At 67.8% G+C, this 18,414-nt stretch carries 23 protein-coding genes and 1 tRNA gene; 15 read left to right on the top strand and 9 right to left on the bottom strand.

Features of this window, described 5'->3' with window-relative positions; genetic code table 11:
• Positions 1-262 precede the first annotated feature (262 nt).
• From EV653_RS41390 to EV653_RS30585, 3 genes are read left to right on the top strand one after another with little or no spacing between them, the layout of a single operon-like run.
• The gene (locus EV653_RS41390; protein WP_166679625.1) at positions 263-403 is read left to right on the top strand and encodes a hypothetical protein; all 141 of its coding nucleotides are present in this window, start codon (positions 263-265) and stop codon (positions 401-403) included.
• The gene (locus tag EV653_RS30580) at positions 400-1,026 is read left to right on the top strand and encodes an alpha/beta fold hydrolase (RefSeq protein WP_134107886.1); all 627 of its coding nucleotides are present in this window, start codon (positions 400-402) and stop codon (positions 1,024-1,026) included. The genes EV653_RS41390 and EV653_RS30580 overlap by 4 nt, the downstream gene beginning before the upstream one ends.
• 10 nt (positions 1,027-1,036) lie before the next feature.
• Positions 1,037-1,543 carry a GNAT family N-acetyltransferase gene (locus EV653_RS30585; RefSeq protein WP_134107888.1) on the top strand — a complete coding sequence of 169 codons (507 nt, stop codon included), beginning with the start codon at positions 1,037-1,039 and terminating at the stop codon, positions 1,541-1,543.
• A gap of 85 nt (positions 1,544-1,628) precedes the next feature.
• Here EV653_RS30585 and mscL read toward each other — a convergent pair whose 3' ends face one another.
• From mscL to EV653_RS30605, 4 genes are all read right to left on the bottom strand, one after another.
• Positions 1,629-2,033, bottom strand: coding sequence for a large conductance mechanosensitive channel protein MscL (mscL, locus tag EV653_RS30590; protein WP_238160544.1), 405 nt, complete (start codon positions 2,031-2,033; stop codon positions 1,629-1,631).
• A 106-nt stretch (positions 2,034-2,139) separates the two neighbouring features.
• A complete protein-coding gene (gene cpaB, locus EV653_RS30595) occupies positions 2,140-2,757 on the bottom strand; it encodes a Flp pilus assembly protein CpaB (RefSeq protein ID WP_238160545.1) in 618 nt (205 codons plus the stop codon).
• A 54-nt stretch (positions 2,758-2,811) separates the two neighbouring features.
• The gene (locus tag EV653_RS30600) at positions 2,812-3,150 is read right to left on the bottom strand and encodes an FmdB family zinc ribbon protein (protein WP_134107890.1); all 339 of its coding nucleotides are present in this window, start codon (positions 3,148-3,150) and stop codon (positions 2,812-2,814) included.
• 77 nt (positions 3,151-3,227) lie between these two features.
• A complete protein-coding gene (locus EV653_RS30605) occupies positions 3,228-3,632 on the bottom strand; it encodes a DUF1203 domain-containing protein (RefSeq protein WP_134107892.1) in 405 nt (134 codons plus the stop codon).
• 134 nt (positions 3,633-3,766) lie between these two features.
• Here EV653_RS30605 and EV653_RS30610 point away from each other — a divergent pair, with 134 nt between their 5' ends.
• Entirely contained in the window at positions 3,767-6,307 is a 2,541-nt protein-coding gene (locus tag EV653_RS30610; RefSeq protein WP_134107895.1) for a penicillin acylase family protein, read from the top strand.
• Positions 6,308-6,310: 3 nt separating this feature from the next.
• Here EV653_RS30610 and EV653_RS30615 read toward each other — a convergent pair whose 3' ends face one another.
• The 3 genes from EV653_RS30615 to EV653_RS30625 are packed head-to-tail and all read right to left on the bottom strand — an operon-like array spanning position 6,311 to position 8,830.
• The gene (locus EV653_RS30615) at positions 6,311-7,369 is read right to left on the bottom strand and encodes a serine hydrolase domain-containing protein (RefSeq protein WP_238160546.1); all 1,059 of its coding nucleotides are present in this window, start codon (positions 7,367-7,369) and stop codon (positions 6,311-6,313) included.
• A complete protein-coding gene (locus EV653_RS30620; RefSeq protein WP_134107897.1) occupies positions 7,369-8,277 on the bottom strand; it encodes an aminoglycoside phosphotransferase family protein in 909 nt (302 codons plus the stop codon). Before EV653_RS30620 ends, EV653_RS30615 begins: the two co-directional genes overlap by 1 nt.
• Positions 8,270-8,830, bottom strand: a complete 561-nt coding sequence (locus tag EV653_RS30625; RefSeq protein ID WP_134107899.1) for a 5-formyltetrahydrofolate cyclo-ligase — start codon at positions 8,828-8,830, stop codon at positions 8,270-8,272. The genes EV653_RS30620 and EV653_RS30625 overlap by 8 nt, the downstream gene beginning before the upstream one ends.
• Positions 8,831-8,895: 65 nt before the next feature.
• Here EV653_RS30625 and EV653_RS30630 point away from each other — a divergent pair, with 65 nt between their 5' ends.
• From EV653_RS30630 to EV653_RS30665, 8 genes are all read left to right on the top strand, one after another.
• Positions 8,896-10,287, top strand: a complete 1,392-nt coding sequence (locus EV653_RS30630) for a UTP--glucose-1-phosphate uridylyltransferase (RefSeq protein ID WP_134107901.1) — start codon at positions 8,896-8,898, stop codon at positions 10,285-10,287.
• 16 nt (positions 10,288-10,303) lie between these two features.
• A complete protein-coding gene (locus EV653_RS30635) occupies positions 10,304-10,774 on the top strand; it encodes a GNAT family N-acetyltransferase (protein ID WP_134107903.1) in 471 nt (156 codons plus the stop codon).
• Between the two features lie 10 nt (positions 10,775-10,784).
• Complete coding sequence (glp, locus tag EV653_RS30640) at positions 10,785-12,011, top strand: molybdotransferase-like divisome protein Glp (protein WP_166679626.1); 1,227 nt, start codon at positions 10,785-10,787, stop codon at positions 12,009-12,011.
• Positions 12,008-12,490: a cyclic pyranopterin monophosphate synthase MoaC gene (gene moaC / locus EV653_RS30645; RefSeq protein WP_134107905.1), complete on the top strand. Its 483-nt coding sequence runs from the start codon at positions 12,008-12,010 to the stop codon at positions 12,488-12,490. Before glp ends, moaC begins: the two co-directional genes overlap by 4 nt.
• Positions 12,487-12,975, top strand: a complete 489-nt coding sequence (locus EV653_RS30650) for a MogA/MoaB family molybdenum cofactor biosynthesis protein (protein ID WP_134107907.1) — start codon at positions 12,487-12,489, stop codon at positions 12,973-12,975. Before moaC ends, EV653_RS30650 begins: the two co-directional genes overlap by 4 nt.
• Positions 12,975-13,592: a GNAT family N-acetyltransferase gene (locus tag EV653_RS30655; protein WP_134107909.1), complete on the top strand. Its 618-nt coding sequence runs from the start codon at positions 12,975-12,977 to the stop codon at positions 13,590-13,592. The genes EV653_RS30650 and EV653_RS30655 overlap by 1 nt, the downstream gene beginning before the upstream one ends.
• Positions 13,593-13,689: 97 nt before the next feature.
• Positions 13,690-14,466, top strand: coding sequence for a divisome protein SepX/GlpR (sepX, locus tag EV653_RS30660; protein ID WP_134107911.1), 777 nt, complete (start codon positions 13,690-13,692; stop codon positions 14,464-14,466).
• Positions 14,467-14,539: 73 nt separating this feature from the next.
• Positions 14,540-14,612, top strand: a tRNA-Ala gene (locus tag EV653_RS30665).
• Positions 14,613-14,898: 286 nt separating this feature from the next.
• Here EV653_RS30665 and EV653_RS30670 read toward each other — a convergent pair.
• A complete protein-coding gene (locus tag EV653_RS30670) occupies positions 14,899-15,504 on the bottom strand; it encodes a TetR/AcrR family transcriptional regulator (RefSeq protein ID WP_134107913.1) in 606 nt (201 codons plus the stop codon).
• Between the two features lie 110 nt (positions 15,505-15,614).
• Between EV653_RS30670 and EV653_RS30675 the strand changes: the two genes are divergently transcribed.
• Entirely contained in the window at positions 15,615-16,307 is a 693-nt protein-coding gene (locus EV653_RS30675) for a hypothetical protein (RefSeq protein WP_134107915.1), read from the top strand.
• Between the two features lie 48 nt (positions 16,308-16,355).
• Here the strand turns inward: EV653_RS30675 and EV653_RS30680 are convergent, their stop codons facing one another.
• A complete protein-coding gene (locus EV653_RS30680; RefSeq protein ID WP_134107917.1) occupies positions 16,356-16,931 on the bottom strand; it encodes a TetR/AcrR family transcriptional regulator in 576 nt (191 codons plus the stop codon).
• Between the two features lie 83 nt (positions 16,932-17,014).
• Here EV653_RS30680 and EV653_RS30685 point away from each other — a divergent pair, with 83 nt between their 5' ends.
• Together EV653_RS30685 and EV653_RS30690 are read left to right on the top strand one after the other, a co-directional pair.
• Positions 17,015-17,896: an SDR family oxidoreductase gene (locus EV653_RS30685; RefSeq protein WP_134107919.1), complete on the top strand. Its 882-nt coding sequence runs from the start codon at positions 17,015-17,017 to the stop codon at positions 17,894-17,896.
• 69 nt (positions 17,897-17,965) lie between these two features.
• Entirely contained in the window at positions 17,966-18,391 is a 426-nt protein-coding gene (locus EV653_RS30690) for a Fur family transcriptional regulator (protein ID WP_134107921.1), read from the top strand.
• The last annotated feature ends 23 nt before the right edge of the window (positions 18,392-18,414 follow it).

The raw sequence follows: 18,414 nt of genomic DNA on the forward strand, positions 1-18,414 counted from the left end.
GACTCGGTCCTTCCGGGTTGGCAAGGTCACCCATCATGCTCGAAGGGCGTCACGTCGTGCGTGCCAGAACATCACGGCGGCGCATCGTTCCGGTCACGCCGCCGGATCGTTCGGCAACCGAGGCAGACCTGTAACGTCCACGCGCTGGTCGCACGTATCACCCCCGGGGACAGCTCAGTCCGGGGACGGCTCACTCTCGGGATGGCTCACTCTCGGGAGAACTCATTCCCGCAGCGCCCCGGCGACTCGGTAATCTGGAGACATGACGAGCCCGTACGAAGACGACGAGCCGCTGCTGCCGGAACAGACCCGCGACGACGACCCGCGGACCTGGGGTGACAACGACTTCGGCAGCGACGACGACGATCGCATCCTGAACGAGGTCCCCCCGCACCACGGATGACCGTGCTCCTGATCCACGGCGGCCTCTGGGAAGCCATGGACGCAGCGGCGTTCTGGGGTACGACGGGGATCCAGGCGGGACTCACGTCGTACGGCGTCGAGGTGCTCGCGCCTGACCGGCCGCAGTGTGCCAGTGGGTGGGACGTCGAGGTCGAGGCTCTCGGTGAACAGCTGGCGAAACGTGCCGGTCCGGTAAGGATCGTTGGCGCCTCCAATGGGTGTACCGTCGCCGTGCTGCTGGCGCTGAAGTTTCCTGCGGTGGTCGATCGCCTGCTGCTGGCCTGGCCCGCGACCGGCGACGACGCCGCCGCGAACGAACGCGCCCGAGCCGGTTTGGTGAACCGCGGGTGCCCGCCCGACGCAGCCGAACGCCTGCTGACCGGCCGCATTCTGCGTGGTGTGACGGACCAGGAACTCGCGGCGCTGGCACGTATTCGGGTGGCGGTCCTTCCGTCGGTGCCGGAGAATCCGTCGCATCAGCGGAAGACGGTCGACGCGCTGTTGCAGTCGATCCGGGGGAGTCGTGAGCTGGCCGGGTGTCCCGAACCGCCGACGCCCGCCTTCCGGAACAGCCCGCAGTACCTGGATCAGCTGGTGCGAACGATCGTGGAGTTCGTCAACTGAGGGGGAGAGCGTGGAACTTCGGGGGTTTTCCGACGAGCACGGCGTCCAGGTCGCGAGTTGGGCCTTGGATGCGAAGGAAGTGGCGTTGCTGTCCGGGCGGACGGAGTACCCCTTCCCGGAGGATCTGCTGACGAACTGGCGGACGGTCGAGAAGGACATCCACTCCTATCTGTTGTTCGACGGCGATCAGCCGGTGGGATACGGCGAGATCTGGCTGGACGACGAGGAGGACGAGGTCGAGCTCGCCCGGATCATCGTGGACCCGAAGCTCCGCGGTCGCGGGGTCGGCGGCGAGCTCGTCCGGGCGCTGCTCGGGCCGGCGCTGGACGCCGGGTACTCGGAGGTTTTCATCAGAGTCCGGCCCGAGAATGTGCCGGCGATCCGCGCCTACCACGGCAGCGGCTTCGTCGACGTCCCCGCCGCCTTGATGGAGGAGTGGAACGACGGCCAGCCGGTCCCGTACCGCTGGATGCGCTACGCCGGTGAGCAGGTGGACGACGGCGAGCTCAGGGGGTGAGGTTTTGCGCCCACCTGCTTGGTGTCTGGTCTTCTGTTGACAGGCTTACTGCAGCGGTTACCGGTGGCCGTCAGAGGCTGGCGGTTTACAGCTGGCGGGCGCGGAGCAGATCGCGGATCTCGGTGAGCAGCTCCTGGTCGGTGGTCAGCGGGTCGGGCTCCGGCTCCTGGCCGCGCGCACGACGCTCGGCCAGCTTGTTCAGCGGCATCACGATGAGGAAGTAGACGGCCGCTGCGACGAACAGGAAGTTCAGCGCTGCCTGAAGGATCGCGCCGATCGAGAAGTGTGCCTTGTTGATTTCGAACGACCAGACGCCGCTGATGTCGGCCTTGCCGAAGATAGCGGCGACCAGCGGGTTGATCAGGTTGTTCACGATCGCGGTGACGATATTGCTGAACGCTGCGCCGATCACGACGGCGACCGCAAGGTCGATGACGTTCCCGCGCATGACGAATTGTTTGAAGCCCTTGAGCATGTGGGGTGCCTCCACGAAGCGGGTGTTTTTGTACCCGAGAAACCTAGGGCCGCGAGCTTCCGAGAGCGAGGTACCGCGCCGGGCGGGCAACGCATCGTGCGACCACATGCTCGCTGGGTAATCAGCTTGTGTCGGGTGTCAGCGCCACGGTGATGCGCGAGTTCGTACTGGCCTGGGCCAGTCGGGTCGCGATCTCCGGCGTTGTCGCCACCACGATCAGCGCGCCGGCCGTTGCTGAACGCGGCGCCGGCAGGGCGACCACTCGAACACTTCGGCCGAGCAGGCTCGCGGCGTCGGCAGTCGTGCTCGATGCCGCGTAAAGATTGACGTGGTCGCCGACTCGTAGGAGGGCGCTGATGTCGGCGTCGTCGACGCGGAACGGATAGGCGAGCGAGCCAGGCGGCACGGCTGGTGGCGCCAGGAACCTGGCGTCGGTGAGTGGCTCGCCGGCTCTGACCGGTCCGGTCAGCAGCCGCGCGGTCAGATCGGCGCCGGGTCTGAGGGCACCGGAAGGCACCGCGCCGGGCGGCAGGCCGACCGTACGCAGGTCGTCGGGCGTGGGCACAGCTCCGCCGGTCAAGTCGCGCGCGGCGGCCAGCACCGCGACGGTCGGCGGTGGAGAAGGGGAGAGGGCAAGAAGGCCGAAGTACACCGCTGCCGCGGCGGCAACGCCGGCCAGCAGCCGACGGTGCCACCGGGCGGCCCGGAGCAGATCACGAAGCAGGGAAGGGATTTTCATGCCGGAGAAGATACGAACTTCTCCGGCATCCCTACCGGTTATCCACAGAAAAGATCAGGCGGCGCTGGTGCTCGAGGACGACGAACTGCCCGACGAGGAGTCCTTCGAGGTCGACGAGGACTTCGACGACTCCGACGACGAGGACGCGGACGACGAGCTGCCGGAGCCCGACGAGGACGACGACTCGGACTTCGCCGGCACCGAACCCTTGCCGGTCGAGCGGCTGTCGGTCCGGTAGAAGCCGGAGCCCTTGAACACGACGCCCACGGCGTTGAAGACCTTGCGCAGGTTGCCCTGGCAGTTCGGGCACACGGTCAAAGCATCGTCCGTGAAGCTTTGGCGCACCTCGAGCGCTTCACCACAGTCGGTGCACTGGTACTGGTACGTCGGCACGGTCGGTTCCCTTCAAGCCGCTGGCACTCCTACTACCCGACTGCTAATAATGCGCCAGCGGCCCGAAGTATTCCAACTCAGCCCTGTCGGCGCACCGTGAAGTTCCAGCAACCGGCCACCACGTTCCGCACCTGGACGGTGTCCACGGCCGGGTCGTCGAACAGTCGTTTCAGCTCGGTTTCACTCGTCCCGGGCTCTGCGACGACACCGTCCAGCATCTGACCCGCGACGTCGTACGGCCGCAGTACCGCCAGCCGGTCCCGGAAGTCGAGCGGGAAGCCCTCGGCCGGCCCCGGGCAGTCCGTCACGTGCACGAAGACCGGCCCGATCTCGGCGTACGGCCCGCCGGCTTCCATGGGCCGGTGTGCGATCAGCGCGATCTGCTCGCCGGCGCCCGCGAGCCTCAGGCAGCAGCGGAGCGGCTCGCCGCCCCCGACGGGCGCGAAACGACGGCGTTTCCGAAGTCGTCGTACCCGTTGCAGCGAATGCGGTCCAGCTCGGAATCCGGTACGCCCTCATACCTCAACTCTGCGTTCATGTCGAGGAAACGCAGAGCAACGCAAAGTTGTGAGGGACCCCATTTGGGGTGCGCGGGCGGATTCTCTACGGTTGGTCCGTGCCTCGCCTGCTTCGACTCGTCGTCATCAGCGGAATCGCCCTCGCCACGGTCCTCGTGGTGATCGCCGGGACCGTGATCTTCGTCGTACGCCACTCGTTCCCGACGTACGACGGATCGATCGAACTGAACGGTCTCGACGGCGACGTCAACGTGGTCCGGGACGCGAACGGGATCCCGCAGATCTACGCCGACACCCCGGCCGACCTGTTCGCCGCACAGGGATACGTGGCCGCGCAGGACCGGTTCTTCGAGATGGACTTCCGTCGGCACGTGACCGCCGGCCGGCTGAGCGAGCTGTTCGGCAAGGACGCGCTCGAGACCGACAAGTTCGTCCGGACCCTCGGCTGGCGGCGGGTCGCCGAGCAGGAGCTTCCGCTGCTCAGCCCGAGCACCCGCGAGTACCTCGACGACTATGCCCGCGGCGTCAACTCATACCTGTCGACGCACAGCGGCTCGGGCCTCAGCCTGGAGTACGGCGTACTGTCCCTGCAGCCCGGTGGCCCGAAGAACTACACCCCGGAGCCGTGGACCGCGGCGGACTCGCTGGCCTGGCTCAAGGCGATGGCGTGGGACCTCGGCGGCAACCTGGACGAGGAGATCACCCGGACCAAGCTGCTGGCCGCGTTCCCGGCCCGCAACATCGAGAGCCTGTACCCGGCATACCCGTACGACCGGAACCAGCCGATCATGTCGAGCGGCTCGATCGGCAAGGACGGCAAGTTCACGACCGCGGCGGTCAGCCCCGAGCTGCGCCGCGGCATGCTGACCCAGGACCTGCTCAAGTCACTCGACTCTGTGCAGAGTGTCGCCAAGGGCCTGCCGGAGCTGCTCGGTCAGGGCGACGGCGTCGGTTCGAACTCCTGGGTCGTCTCCGGTGACCACACCACCACCGGCAAGCCGCTGCTGGCCAACGACCCGCACCTCGGCGCGACCATGCCAGGCATCTGGACGCAGGTCGGTCTGCACTGCAACAACGTCGGCAAGGCCTGCCCGTTCGACGTCTCCGGCTTCAGCTTCTCCGGTCTGCCCGGTGTGGTGATCGGCCACAACAACGCGATCTCCTGGGGCTTCACCAACCTCGACCCCGACGTCCAGGACCTGTATCTGGAGCGCATCGACGGCAACAACGTCCTCTACAACAACAAGTGGCGCGCGATGGCCACGCGCGAGGAGACGTTCAAGGTGGCCGGCGAGGACAAGCCGGTGAAGATCACCGTCCGCGAGACCCGGCACGGTCCGCTCATCTCCGACGTCGGCGACGACGAGCGCAAGGTCGGCGAGCAGGCGGCGACGCAGGCGAAGTACCCGAAGGCGTACGGCGTTGCCCTGCAGTGGACAGCGCTCAACCCGGGCAAGACCGCCGATGCGCTGTTCGCGATCAACACCGCGCAGAACTGGACCGAGTTTCGCGCCGCCGCGCAGCAGTTCCAGGTCCCCTCGCAGAACCTCGTGTACGCCGACACCGACGGCCACATCGGCTACCAGTCACCTGGACTGATCCCGATTCGCGCCACGGGTCGCGGTGACTGGCCTGTGCCGGGCTGGGACCCGAAGTACTACTGGAAGGGCTACATACCCTTCGATGCGTTGCCGACCGAGTTCGATCCACCGAGCGGGATCATCGTCACCGCCAACCAGGCAGTGGTGCCGAACACCTACACCTACTACCTGACGAACACCTGGGACTACGGCTACCGAAGTCAGCAGATCCTCGAGCGGATCCAGTCCGCCGGCAAGCTGGACGCGAACGCGATGGCGTCGATCCAGCTGGACACCAAGAGCAAGGTCGCCGAGATGCTGGTGCCGTACCTGCTCCGGATCAGCATCGACGACGCGTTCGACAAGCAGGGCCAGGACACCCTGCGGAACTGGGACTTCACCCAGCCGCCGGACTCCGCCGCGGCCGCGTACTTCAACGTGGTCTGGCGTAACCTGCTCGCGCTGACGTTCCACGACCAGCTCCCGGAGGGCACCTGGCCGGACGGCGGCTCGCGCTGGTTCGAGGTGGTCCACACGCTCCTCGGCCAGCCCAACAGCGGCTGGTGGGACAACATCGGCACGCCGCAGAAAGAGAGCCGCGACGACATCCTGCGCGAGGCCCTGGTCAACGCGCGGACCGAGATCACCCAGAAGATGGCGCGCGAGCCCGTCAACTGGCAGTGGGGCAAGCTGCACAAGCTCACGCTGACCAACCAGACGCTGGGCAAGTCCGGGATCGGACTGGTCGAGAAGATCTTCAACCGCGGCCCCTACGAGCTTGGCGGCGGTACGTCGATCGTCGACGCGACAGCCTGGGACGCCGCCGAGGGGTACGACGTGACCGCGACCCCGTCGATGCGGATGGTCGTCGACCTGTCGGACTTCGACCAGTCCCGCTGGATCAACCTGACCGGCGTGTCCGGGCACGCGTTCTCGTCCAACTACGTCGATCAGACGAAGCTGTGGGTCAAGGGCCAGACGCTGCAGTGGGCCTTCACGAAGGGCGCCGTCGAGGCCACCCGCAAGCACTCGCTGACCCTCACCAAGCCGGACAGCTAGCTGTCACCAAGCGGGCGCGCTGGCCTCGGCGAACAGTTCCTCCGGCCAAGTCCACAGCGCCCGCTGCGTCAGCAGGATCGAGATGGTCCCGTCTGCAGGAGTGGTCGACCACAGCGAGCCCAGACCGCCCGCCCAGCCGTACCGGCCACCGCCGACGGACATGCCGTACCCCCAGCCGGTCTCCGGACCGAGGAACCCGCTAGCTGCCTCTCGCTGCGCCGGTGTGAGCTGATCCGTAGTCATCTCCGCGACTGCGGCCGGCGAGAGCAGGCCGCCGTTCAGCAGCGCCCGTGTGAACGCATGGAAGTCGTCGACGGTCGAGATGAGCCCACCACTCGCATCCGGGAACGACGGCGGCGTGAGCCACTGGCTGCCCGTGGCCGGATCCAGTACGTCGTCCCCGACGTACGCCGTGGTCAGCCGCGCCGGATCTACTGCCGTGAACCCCGTGTCGCGCATCCCGAGCGGTTCGAAGATCCGGTCGCGCAGGAACTCCTCCAGCGGCTGACCGGCAACTCGGGCGATCAGTACGCCGAGCACGTGCGAGCCGGTCGAGTACAGCCACTGCTCACCCGGCTGGTACTGCAGCGGCAGCGTGGCCAGGCGCCGCATCCACTCGTCCGGCTCCAATGCAGTCCGCGGTACAGGCGGTCCGAACGTGTGGAGGTCCAACTCCTCCTCGCGCTGTCGCAGCGCCGGGTTGTCCGACTCACCCAGTCCGAGCCGGAATGTCAGCAGGTCCCGCGCCGTGATCGGCCGCTCCGCCGGCACTGTGTCGTCCAGCGGTCCATCCGGCTGCCGCAGTACGACGGGATGCGCCAGCTCCGGCAGGACATCGGCAACCGGTGCGTCCATGGACAGCCTGAGCTCGTCGACCAGGATCATGGTCGCGGCGGCGATGATCGACTTGGTGAACGACGAGACCCGGAACAGGCTGTCCCGCTGCAGCTCCGGCCCGTCGTACGCCATCTTGCCGAGCACCTCGACCCGGGTTTCGTCGCCCCGACTGACGAGGCTGATGAGTCCGGGAACCAGGCCGTTGTCGACGTAGGTCTGAAACATCAGCCCAGTCCACCAGCGAACGGCATCGCGCGCCACTGCGTTGCGAACATCCGGATCCCGTCGGCCAGCTCAGGCAGCTGCGGGACCAGTGGGGCGCAAACGAGGACCTGTAGTGCGCGGGCCAGGTCCATCACTTCCTGGATCTTCGGGTCGAGCGTCGGGAGGCCGCGAGCTTGCGCAGACTCGTCGTACGCCCGACAGAGGTCGGGGCCGAAGCCGGCAACGTCCCACTCGATCGGTCCGAGCGTCGCGTCCTCGAAGTCGGCCCACAGCGGCCCGTCGACCGTGGTGATCAGGTTCCACGAAGGAGCGTCGCCATGGATCGGCTGCACGGTCGCCGACGGGAAGATCGCCTCGAACCCGGACCTGCTGGCCAGGACGGGCTCCAGCACCTTCCACTCGGCCCGTGCCCGGTCAACGTCGTCCTGCTCGAGCAGACCGGGCACAGCCTCGGCCCCCTCCAGGCCTGGGCCGATCAGCCGCAGCGGGGTCATCCAGCCCAGTTCACCGGGGTAGCTCGCGAGTTGGGCGTGCAGCTCCGTGACTCGAGCGGTGGCGCCGAAGTAGTCGGGCTCGGCGGTCTTATCCACGTCCACATACGTCCAGAACGTCACGGACAGGCCGTCCTGCTCCACCGGCCTGAGCGGCACCAGGGGAGTCGGCTGCACCACGGGTACGCCCTGCGCAGCCAGCCAGGCGACGACGTCCAGCTCGCGCTGCTGCCGGTGTACGGCGGGCTCTGGCTCCTTCATGCCGGCGGGGAGGTTCATCGGTACCCGTGCGACCACTGGCGACGGCTGGAGGTGAACGACCGTGGAGAAGGCGGTGTAGAGCACCCGAGGGTCGGTGACCGTAAGGCCAAGGGAGCGCGCGGCTGTGGCTGCGGCTTCGACCGCGGTCTCAGTCATCTCCTGATCTTCGCAAGGGGATCAAGCGAGTTGGTGTGAGCGCGGCGTCCACCGGGTGGTCGTGCGTGTCGGACGGGAGGGCATCCACGATCTCGGTGTCGTACACGGCGGCCCAGACCGGCGTACCAGGGCGGATGCGGGCGAGTGCGCGGTCGTAAGAGCCGCCGCCGCGGCCTAGCCGTACGCCGTCGCGGGCGACGGCCAGGGCGGGGCAGATGACCAGATCGGCGGTGGCGATGGCGTCCGAGCCCAGATCGATCGGCGGCTCCGACAGACCGAGACGACCGGGCACCAGGTCGGCCGCACCGGGCGCAATGCCCCAGCCGAGGTCGTTGTCGGCGTAGAGGATCGGCAGTAGCACCTCGCGGTCGCTGGCGAGCAGCCAGTCGATCAGCGCACCGGTCTGTGGCTCCGGGCCCCTCGACACGTAGAGGGCGATCCGGGGGACGTCGGGCAGCACCTGCTTCGCGCAGGTCAGCAGCCCTTCCGCATGGGGGCGCTGCTCCCGGGTACCGAGGAAATGTTGCCGCGCCGTGGCCTTCGACTGAAACACGGTCCGATCGTATGAGGGTGACGCCGGCAACACTCGGATTGGTGGCTTTCCCCTAGGGTTGGTGCATGAGTGAGGTCGGTCTCAGACAAGCGCAGGAGAAGATGCGTGCAGCCGGTGCTGCCGACGTTGCAATACGCGTCTTCACGCACTACTACCGGCTGCTCGAATCGGGGCAGCAGGGGAAGATCCACGAGGCCGACATCGAACCGGTCGGCGAGCTGCCGCACCTCGATCACCTGGACACCGATCCGGAGGCCATGCGCGCCGCGCTCGCCGAGACGGTGGTCATCAAGCTCAACGGCGGCCTCGGCACGTCGATGGGTGTCACCGGCCCCAAGTCCGCGCTCCAGGTCAAGGACGGGCTGAGCTTCCTCGACATCATCGCCCGCCAGATCCTGAGCACCCGCCGCAAGTACGACGTACCGCTGCCGCTGGTGCTGATGAACTCGTTCCGCACCAAGACCGAGTCGCTGCAGATCCTCAGCGAGTACGACGGCCTGGCGATCGACGGACTGCCGCTCGACTTCATGCAGAACATGGAGCCGAAGCTGCTCGCCGACGACCTGACGCCGGCCGAGTGGGAACCGGACCCGGAGCTGGCCTGGTGCCCGCCCGGACACGGCGACCTGTTCACCGCGTTGGTTGCCTCCGGCACCCTTGACGCGCTGCGCGAGCACGGCTTCCGGCACGCGTTCATCTCGAACGCCGACAACCTCGGTGCGACACCGGATCCCCGGATCGCCGCGTGGATGGCGGAACATACCGTACCGTTTGGTATGGAGGTCTGCCGCCGCACCCGCTCCGACCGCAAGGGCGGCCACGTGGCGGTGCGCAAGTCCGACGGCCGGCTGATCCTGCGGGACAGCGCCCAGGTCGCCGAGGAGGACACGCAGTACTTCCAGGACATCACCCGGCACAAGACGTTCAACACCAACAACCTGTGGATCGACCTGGACCGGCTCGCCGAGCTGATGGACGGGCACGACGGGATCCTCGGCCTGCCGATCATCGTGAACCGCAAGACCGTCGACCCGGCCGACCCGTCCTCGCCGAAGGTGATCCAGCTCGAGACCGCGATGGGCACCGCGATCGAGACCTTCGAGGGCTCGCAGGCGGTGATCGTGGACCGCACCCGGTTCAAGCCGGTGAAGACCACGAACGACCTGCTCGTACTGCGCTCCGACGTGTACGAGCTGGACGAGGCCGGCGACCTGACCACGACGCACGAGGGCGACGAGCCGTACGTCGACCTGGACCCGGAGTACTTCAAGATCCTCGCCGACTTCGACACCCGGTTCCCGGCCGGGCCGCCGTCGCTGGTCCGCGCCGACCGGCTCGAGGTCCGCGGCGATGTTGCCTTCGGCAAGGAGGTTGTGGTGGTCGGGGACGTCGAGGTGGAGGCGCCACCTGGCGAGCGCCGGGTCATCCCCGACGGGACCGAACTCAGCGGCGGCTGAACGCGGCGGGGGAGTAATGGACGACCTGCTGATCAGGCCGTTGGAGCCGTCCGACACGGACGAGGCCGCCGCGGTGTGGTGGCGCTCGCGGCACGCCGACGGCTCGCAGCTGCCGCCGGCGATCCACACGGCCGCCGAGGTGGCGACCTGGTTCGCCGACGTGCTGCTGCCGGATGCGCAAACCTGGGTGGCGCTCGACGACGGCCGGATCGTGGCGGTGCTCACCCTCGACGGCGACGACCTCGACCAGCTGTACGTCGTACCCGAAGCGGCCGGCCAGGGCATCGGATCGACGCTCGTGGACCTCGCCAAGGACCTCCGCCCGGGCGGTCTGGCGCTCTGGACGTTCCAGACCAACACCCGCGCCCAGTCCTTCTACAAAGCCCACGGCTTCGTCGAGGTACGCCGGACCGATGGCACTGCCAACGAGGAACGCGAGCCCGACGTCCGGATGACCTGGGGCAACCACCCGGAGGGTGTGGATTAGGGTCAGGCTCGTGAGACGGAGTGTGGATGAGCATCTGGAGGCTGTGCTCGGGCGGGTAACAGCTCTGCCCGCGTTCGACCAGCCGCTGATGGACGCGGTCGGTTTGGTGCTGTGTGAGGACATCGTCTCGGGGGTGAGCCTGCCCGGGTTCGACAACTCGGCCATGGACGGGTACGCCGTCCAGGCCGGTGACCTGGCCGGCGCCTCCGATGAGAACCCGATCGCCCTGCCAGTAGTAGGTGAGTTCCGGGCGGGGCGGAGCCAGCCGATCGTGGTGACCCCCGGCACCTGCGTGCGGATCATGACCGGCGCACCGATGCCGCGGGGAGCCGACAGCGTCGTACCGGTCGAGTGGACCGACGGTGGGACGGTCAACGTCCGCATCACTCAGCAGCCGCCGGTCGGTGGTTCGGTGCGGCACGCCGGCGAGGACGTGACGGCCGGAGTGCAGGTGCTGGACCGCGACACCGTCCTGGGGCCGCGGCAGATCGCCGTACTTGCTGCAGTCGGCCGGGCGCGGGTGAAGGCCCGACCGCGGCCGCGGGTCGTGGTGATCTCTACGGGCGCGGAGCTGCGCGAGCCGGGGAGCAGGCTGGGGGACGGGCAGATCTACGACTCGAACAGCTACACCATGGCAGCGTGCGCGCGCGATGCTGGAGCGGTGGTCTACCGCGTCGGCATCGTGGACGACGACCCCAAGCGGATCATGGACACCCTGTCCGATCAGCTGGTGCGTGCTGACCTCGTCATCACCACAGGTGGAGTCAGCATGGGCGCGTACGACATTGTGAAGGAGGAGCTGTCCAAGCTGGGCACTGTCGACTTCCCGCAGGTCGCGATGCAGCCGGGGAAGCCGCAGGGGTTCGGTGTGATCGGTGAGGACGAGGTGCCGATCTTCACGCTGCCGGGCAACCCGGTGTCGGCGTACGTGTCGTTCGAGGTGTTCGTGAGGCCCGCACTGCGCAAGATGATGGGGCAGATGCCGTACCGGCGCGCACTGGTCCCGGGAGTGACGCTGGACGGGTTCAGCTCACCCCCTGGGCGGCGGCAGTTCGTCCGCGCCACGGCTACCTCCGGCGACGAGGGCTGGATGGCCAGTACAGTCGGCGGGCACGGCTCACACCTGCTCGGCGGATTGAGCCGCGCGAACGCACTGATCATCGTGCCCGAAGACGTGACCGCGGTCCGGGCCGGCGACAAAGTAGAGCTGATGTTGCTGGACAAGGAGACCGGATGACCGAGCCGCCTGCCGGGCTGACCCATGTCGACGAGACCGGGGCCGCGCGGATGGTCGACGTGTCGGCGAAGGACACCTCCGTCCGCCGGGCCGTTGCCAGCGGCAAGGTTCTGGTCTCGGCCGAGGTCGTGACGGCGCTGCGCGGTGACGGCGTACCGAAGGGTGATGCGCTCGGTGTCGCCCGGATCGCCGGGATCATGGGCGCGAAGCGGACGCCGGACCTGGTGCCGCTGTGCCATCCGATCGCGATCACCGGCGCCAAGGTCGACCTCGAGGTGGCGGACGACGCTGTACTGATCCGGGCGCAGGTGAAGACCACCGACCGCACCGGTGTCGAGATGGAAGCGCTGACTGCTGTTGCGGTCGCTGGGCTGGCTGTCATCGACATGGTGAAGGCGCTGGATCCGGCGGCAGTGCTGTCCGACGTACGGGTGGAGTTGAAAGAGGGCGGCAAGACCGGGCACTGGGAGCGGCCGTGAGAGCTCTTGTCGTCAGCGTGTCCAACCGTGCGGCCGCTGGGATCTACACCGACACCACAGGTCCGCTGATCGCCTCACGGCTGACCGAATGGGGCTTCGAGGTGTCCGGCCCGTCCGTCGTTCCCGATGGCCCGCCCGTCGGCGATGCGTTACGTGCTGCCGTCGAGGCGTCGTACGACGTCGTGCTGACCACAGGTGGCACCGGGATCTCGCCGACCGACGAAACACCTGAGCAGACAGCCGCTGTGCTGTCCAAGGTCGTGCCGGGGATTGCTGAAGCGATCCGGGCGTACGGCGTTGCCAACGGCGTACCGACGGCCGCACTGTCGCGTGGACTGGCCGGAGTCGCAGGTACTACGGTCATCGTCAACCTGCCCGGATCGCGTGGCGGGGTGAAGGACGGTCTCGCCGTACTGGAGCCGCTGCTGCGGCATGCGGTCGAGCAGGTACACGGCGGGGATCACGTGCGGACGGACACCGACTGATGGCGATCGTGCACTGGCCTGTCGAGCTGCAACACGGACAGGTCGGGCTGCGGCCGCTACGGGCGGGCGACGGCGGAGAATGGGCTGCTGCCCGCCAGCGGAACGTCAGCTGGTTACGGCCCTGGGACGCGACACAGCCGCCCGGTGCGGAGGACGGTGCGCGCACCTTCCGCGCTATGGCACGTGACTGGAACCGGCAGGCGCGGTACGGACGCATGCTCCCGTTCGTCATCACGTACGGCGGTGCGGCGGGCGCAGGTGCGCGATCGAAGTGGCCCCTGGTCGGACAGCTGACGGTGTCCGGCATCACGTACGGATCGGCGCGCTGGGCCAACCTCGGCTACTGGGTCGACGAGCAGTACGCCGGCCGCGGGATCGTGCCGACAGCCGTCGCGATGGCCGCCGATCACTGCTGGTTCACCCTCGGCCTGCACCGGATCGAAGTCGCGATCCGCCCGGAGAACAAGGCAAGTCTGCGTGTGGTCGAGAAGCTCGGCTTCCGGTACGAAGGCGAGCGGCCGCGGTTCCTGCACATCGACGGCGACTGGCGCGACCACCGCATCTTCGCGCTCAACGTCGAGGAGGTCGGGCCCGGTCTCGTAGCGCGACTGCAATGACTACCGTGCGTGCTATTCACATCAGTCACACGAGTCTTCTTGCGACACACCGGCTCACGTACCTCATCTGGCCCCCGCCGCCCTTTAGCGTCGTCGCATGGGGACGACAGGGCTGATCTATGTGGCGATCGTCGCCGCGTGGGCCGCCTACCTCGTCCCGATGTGGCTGAAGCGAGGCGACGAGGCGCGGCGGCAACCAGTCGTGCCGTCATCCGCCGAAGCGCGCGTCCTCTCCCGTGACCCGTCGCGGCCGCGGTACGTCGTACGCCCGGCCGGCGCGACCGCCGCCGACGACCCGTCGCCGCCGAAGCGGTACGTTCCGAACCGAGCCCGCCGGGTGGCCGCAATGCGCCGTCGGCGGGTGCTGTCGATCCTGACCCTTTCGCTGCTGTCGGTCGTCGCGCTGGCCGGACTCGCCATGGTGCCGTGGTGGTCGGTCTCGATCCCCGGCGCAGCGATCCTCGGGTTCGTCGTACTCACTCGGGTGCAGCTGCGGCGGCAGGCGCGGACGCGTGCACGGATCGCTGCCCAGCGACGTGCGCGCATCCAGGCCCAGCACGACCGCGGCCCCGCCGGGAAGCCCGCGCCGTCACCCGACGAAGAGATGACCATCGAGGTCAAGCTCCCCGACGCGCCGGCGCCCGCCAAGCCCGTCGAAAAGCCTGCTGCCGAAGGCCTCTGGGACCCGGTGCCCGTGACGCTTCCGACGTACGTCCTGAAGGAGAAAGCACCCGACCGGACGGTGCGCACAATCTCCCTCACCGACGACGAAGTCTTCTCCAGTGCGCGGACGACCGACCCCGCCGAGAAGCCCGTCGTCGCCGAGCCCGCCACACCCGAAGAACCCGAGGTGAAACGCGCCGTCGGCGACTGATATCCGGTTTTAGAGTCCGGGCCTCTACGTGTTAGAGTTTCGCGGTCGCCAGGGAAACCAAGGCGACCAGCTCGGGGCTGTGGCGCAGTTGGTAGCGCGCTTCGTTCGCAACGAAGAGGCCAGGGGTTCGAATCCCCTCAGCTCCACGAAGGCGATAGGCGAGTCGTGCCGACGGAAAGCGTCGGCCGGCTCGCCTTCGTCGTTTTGTGCGGCTGCGCTTCGCTTGCCGCAAGCGGGGGCTCCGCCACCCGCACCCCCTGCGCCTTCGCTTCGCTCGGCGGCTTGGGTTGGGTTGGGCAGTCAGCTCACCAGCTTGGGCTGGGTTGGGCGGTCGCTCACCAGCTTGGGTTGGGTTGGGTGGCCGCTCACCTGTTCGGGCTGGGTTGGGCGGTTGGCTCACCAACTGGGGCGGGCTATATCAACTTGGGCCGGCTATTTGGTGGCGCCGGTTAGGGCTAGGTTCAGGATGGTGTCTACCTGGGATTGGGTTACGGGGCGGGTGTGGAGGAGTAGGCGGTAGTAGAGGGGGGCGTAGAGGAGTTCTACTAGGTCCGCCAGGTCTATGTCTTGGCGGAGTTCGCCTGCTGCTTGGGCCTTGGTCAGGCGTTCTATGCAGAGGTCTACTCGGGGTTTGATGATCGAGTCGACTACTGCCTTGGCGATGTCGGGGTCGCTTTGGGCGGCGGCTATCAGGCCCTTGCTGTAGGCGGCGAACAGGGGGCTGGCGAAGGCTTGGGCTACCTGGGTCATCTGGGTGCGGAGATCGGCTTCCAGGTTGCCGGTGTCGGGGAAGTCCAGGGTGCTGCGGCCGCGCTCCTCGATCGCTTCGAGGAGGATGGCGGCCTTCGAGGGCCACCAGCGGTAGATCGTCTGCTTGCCGACGCCGGCGCGTTTGGCGATGCCCTCCATGGTGAGGCCGGCGTACAGCTGCTCGCCGCACAGCTCGAGTGCTGCGTCCAGGATCGCCTGGCGGGCGCGCTCGCTGCGGCGGTCGGGGTTGGGCGCCGAGCGGGGCGCGGGGGTCGAGGGTGTCGCCATACGTCCGGAGCTTACACGAGACGAGACGTAGTGTCTTGACAGTGCCCTCCGGCGAGACTTAGCGTCTCGTCATGAGACGAGACGTCTCGTCATCTTAGGGAGGAACCGCCATGTCCGAAGTTGTGATTCGCAGGTATGCGGGACTGTTCGGGGTCATCGCGAGCGCATTGATCGTCGTCCAGGTGCCGCTGTACTTCCTCTACTCCGGCGCCCCGCCGGACTGGAACATCCTGACTCGCAGCCTGATCGGGATCGTGGGCTGCGTGTTCTACCTCCTGTTCTTCACCGGCCTGCGCCAGTTGATCCATCAGGTCGACGTCGCGTCGGACTGGATCGCGGGCGTCATCCAGGCGGCCGGTCTGCTCTGGGTCGCGATGGTGTTCGTGCCGCAGTCGATGGAGGCAGGCGCCGCGATCGTCACCGACCACGACATCGACACGACGAAGGAGGGTCCGTTCGCGGGAGCGCAGTACCTGATGCAGGGGCTGATCTCGCGGCTGCTGATGGGGTTGTTCCTGATCGCACTCGGGATCGTCGTCTACCGGCTGCGGCTGCTGCCGAAGTGGGTGGGATGGTCCGCCTTCGTGCTCGCGGCGATCAACCTCGCCTTCGTCCCGGCCCTGTACTTCGGCGACAATCCCTCGAACTTCTACGCCGTCCAAGGCTGGGGTACGACGGCCAGCATGGGCGCGCTGTGGAGCCTGTGGACCCTTGCCGTGAGCATCAGTGTCCTCCACAGCTCCCGCCGTACTGCGGTTGCCGCCCGGCCCAGGCCGGCACCCGTACCGGCCGTGGCCGGCTGATCCCGAGGGGGTAGGTGCCTGGGGCAAGGATCCGTCCCAGGCGCCTGCTCACCCGAGTGAGGCGCTGGCCGTTCGGAGATCCGCGAGGGCGGTCAGCACGTGGGGCGCCAGCCCGTCTTCGTCGTGGTCGAGCTCCATCCAGGTGGCGTACCCGCGCTTGAAGGCGAGCACGCCCAGTTCGGCGGCTAGTTGCGCGAGCGGATCCGGTACGCCGCGCGCGAGGAGCGCATCGGTCATGGCCTTGGCGAGGCCGACGCTCTTCAGGGCATCACGTTCCTGGAGTTCGGTGCTGGCGGCGATGGCTGCTTTGAGGCGGGGGCCCAGCTCACGGTTCATCGGGCCCATCGCGCTGGAGGCGCGCTCGAGTCCGGCCGCGATCGCATCGAGTGGGCCGGCGTCCTCGGGGGCGTCGGCGATCCCCTCGGTCAGGAGGCGGCAGAGGGTTTGCTGGCCGGCGACGAGGAGTTCGCGTTTATCGGGGAAGTGCCGGAAGAAGGTGCTCTTGGTGACGCCGGCCTTTTCGGCGATCTGGGCGACCGTGGTCGCGTCGTAGCCCTGGTCGGCGAAGAGGTCCACTGCGGCGAGGACCAGTCGTTCACGTGCGCCGGGTTGCCATCGGGCCATGGCCTGATTGTAGGTGATGGGACCTTTGTCTCGTCAGTGCTACTGTGATGGGACAAAGGTCCCATCGCGCTGAGGAGCGTCTGATGCAGGTATTCATCACGGGTGGAAGCGGGCTGATCGGCTCGGCTGTTGTTGGGGAGTTGCTCGGCAACGGGCATAGCGTGCTCGCGCTCGCCCGGTCCGACGCAAGTGCGTCGGCGCTGCAGGAGGCCGGTGCGGCGGTCGTTCGCGGGGGTCTTGCCGATCTGGATGTTCTCCGGAGCGGCGCTGCTGAGTCTGACGGAGTGATTCATCTTGCCTTTAGCAACGACTTCAGCAGCCCGGAGGCGTTGGCGGCTGGGGTCGCCGAGGAGGGAGCCGCGCTTGCGGTGTTGGGTGAGGCGTTGGCGGGGAGCGGTCGTCCGTTCGTGACGGTCTCGGGTACGCCGTGGGTGCCGGGGCGGCCGTCCACGGAGGCGGATCCGCTGCCTCTCGATGGACCGGTCGGTGGGCGCGGCCGCTCTGTGATGGGCGTGCTGGGCCTGGCGGAGCGTGGCGTGCGGAGTGCCGCCGTACGGATGCCTCGGACTGTTCACAATCAGGGGACTGGTGGGTTTGCCGGCTTGCTGACCCAGATCGCTCGGCAAACTGGCGTGTCGGGGTATCCCGGAGATGGAACGCAGCGGTGGCCGGCGGTGCATGCGCTGGATGCGGCCGTGCTGTTTCGGTTGGTGCTGGAGAATGCGCCCGCTGGGACGGCGTGGCACGCGGTGGATGACGAGGGCGACGCCGTACGCGATATCGCCGCGGTGATCGGCCGGCGGCTCGGGCTGCCGGTCGAGGCGGTGCCGGAGGAGACGTACGGACCGCTCGGCCCGATCTTCGCGACCGACCAGCCTTCGTCCAGCGCGCACACCCGGGATGCGCTGGGGTGGAAGCCTGAGCACCCGAATCTGCTGGCGGACTTGGAGAATCTTCAGGCCTGAGTTGTCTCAGGTTGAGAATCGCGGCAGCTAATCTTGACTCGTTCCAGAAAACGGGGAAGACTCTGGCACGTGCCGACGGTGGATGAGCTCCAGGGGTTGTTGCGTGGGGTCTCGTTGCGGGTGACCCGGCCGCGGGTGGCGGTGCTGGCCGCGGTGTACGAGCACCCGCATGCGGACACGGACTCGATTATAGGTGCCGTGCGCAACGAATTGCCCCAGGCGTCGCACCAGGCCGTGTACGACTCGCTGCATACGTTGACGGCGGCGGGCCTGGTGCGCCGGATCCAGCCGTTGGGGTCGGTGGCGCGGTACGAGTCGCGCGTGGGGGACAACCATCACCACGCCGTCTGCCGGTCGTGCGGTGCCATCGCCGACGTCGACTGTGCGGTCGGGCATGCGCCCTGCCTGACCGCGTCCGAGGACCACGGGTTCGTCATCGACGAGGCCGAGGTCATCTATTGGGGGCTGTGCGCCGACTGCTCACGCCGTACCTGATCTTCCGTCCGAAAACGTCCATT

The organism is Kribbella pratensis (assembly GCF_004365355.1).
Classification (GTDB): Bacteria; Actinomycetota; Actinomycetes; order Propionibacteriales; family Kribbellaceae; genus Kribbella.

Coding starts and splice junctions, on each gene's coding strand:
- EV653_RS30620 (WP_134107897.1), bottom strand. CDS start 8,277: ATGACTGAGACCGCGGTCGAAGCCGCAGCCACAGCCGCGCGCTCCCTT.
- cpaB (WP_238160545.1), bottom strand. CDS start 2,757: ATGAAAATCCCTTCCCTGCTTCGTGATCTGCTCCGGGCCGCCCGGTGG.
- EV653_RS30615 (WP_238160546.1), bottom strand. CDS start 7,369: ATGTTTCAGACCTACGTCGACAACGGCCTGGTTCCCGGACTCATCAGC.
- sepX (WP_134107911.1), top strand. CDS start 13,690: ATGGGGACGACAGGGCTGATCTATGTGGCGATCGTCGCCGCGTGGGCC.
- EV653_RS30635 (WP_134107903.1), top strand. CDS start 10,304: ATGGACGACCTGCTGATCAGGCCGTTGGAGCCGTCCGACACGGACGAG.
- EV653_RS30655 (WP_134107909.1), top strand. CDS start 12,975: ATGGCGATCGTGCACTGGCCTGTCGAGCTGCAACACGGACAGGTCGGG.
- EV653_RS30680 (WP_134107917.1), bottom strand. CDS start 16,931: ATGGCCCGATGGCAACCCGGCGCACGTGAACGACTGGTCCTCGCCGCA.
- EV653_RS30580 (WP_134107886.1), top strand. CDS start 400: ATGACCGTGCTCCTGATCCACGGCGGCCTCTGGGAAGCCATGGACGCA.
- EV653_RS30675 (WP_134107915.1), top strand. CDS start 15,615: ATGTCCGAAGTTGTGATTCGCAGGTATGCGGGACTGTTCGGGGTCATC.
- moaC (WP_134107905.1), top strand. CDS start 12,008: ATGACCGAGCCGCCTGCCGGGCTGACCCATGTCGACGAGACCGGGGCC.
- EV653_RS30685 (WP_134107919.1), top strand. CDS start 17,015: ATGCAGGTATTCATCACGGGTGGAAGCGGGCTGATCGGCTCGGCTGTT.
- EV653_RS30630 (WP_134107901.1), top strand. CDS start 8,896: ATGAGTGAGGTCGGTCTCAGACAAGCGCAGGAGAAGATGCGTGCAGCC.
- EV653_RS41390 (WP_166679625.1), top strand. CDS start 263: ATGACGAGCCCGTACGAAGACGACGAGCCGCTGCTGCCGGAACAGACC.
- EV653_RS30670 (WP_134107913.1), bottom strand. CDS start 15,504: ATGGCGACACCCTCGACCCCCGCGCCCCGCTCGGCGCCCAACCCCGAC.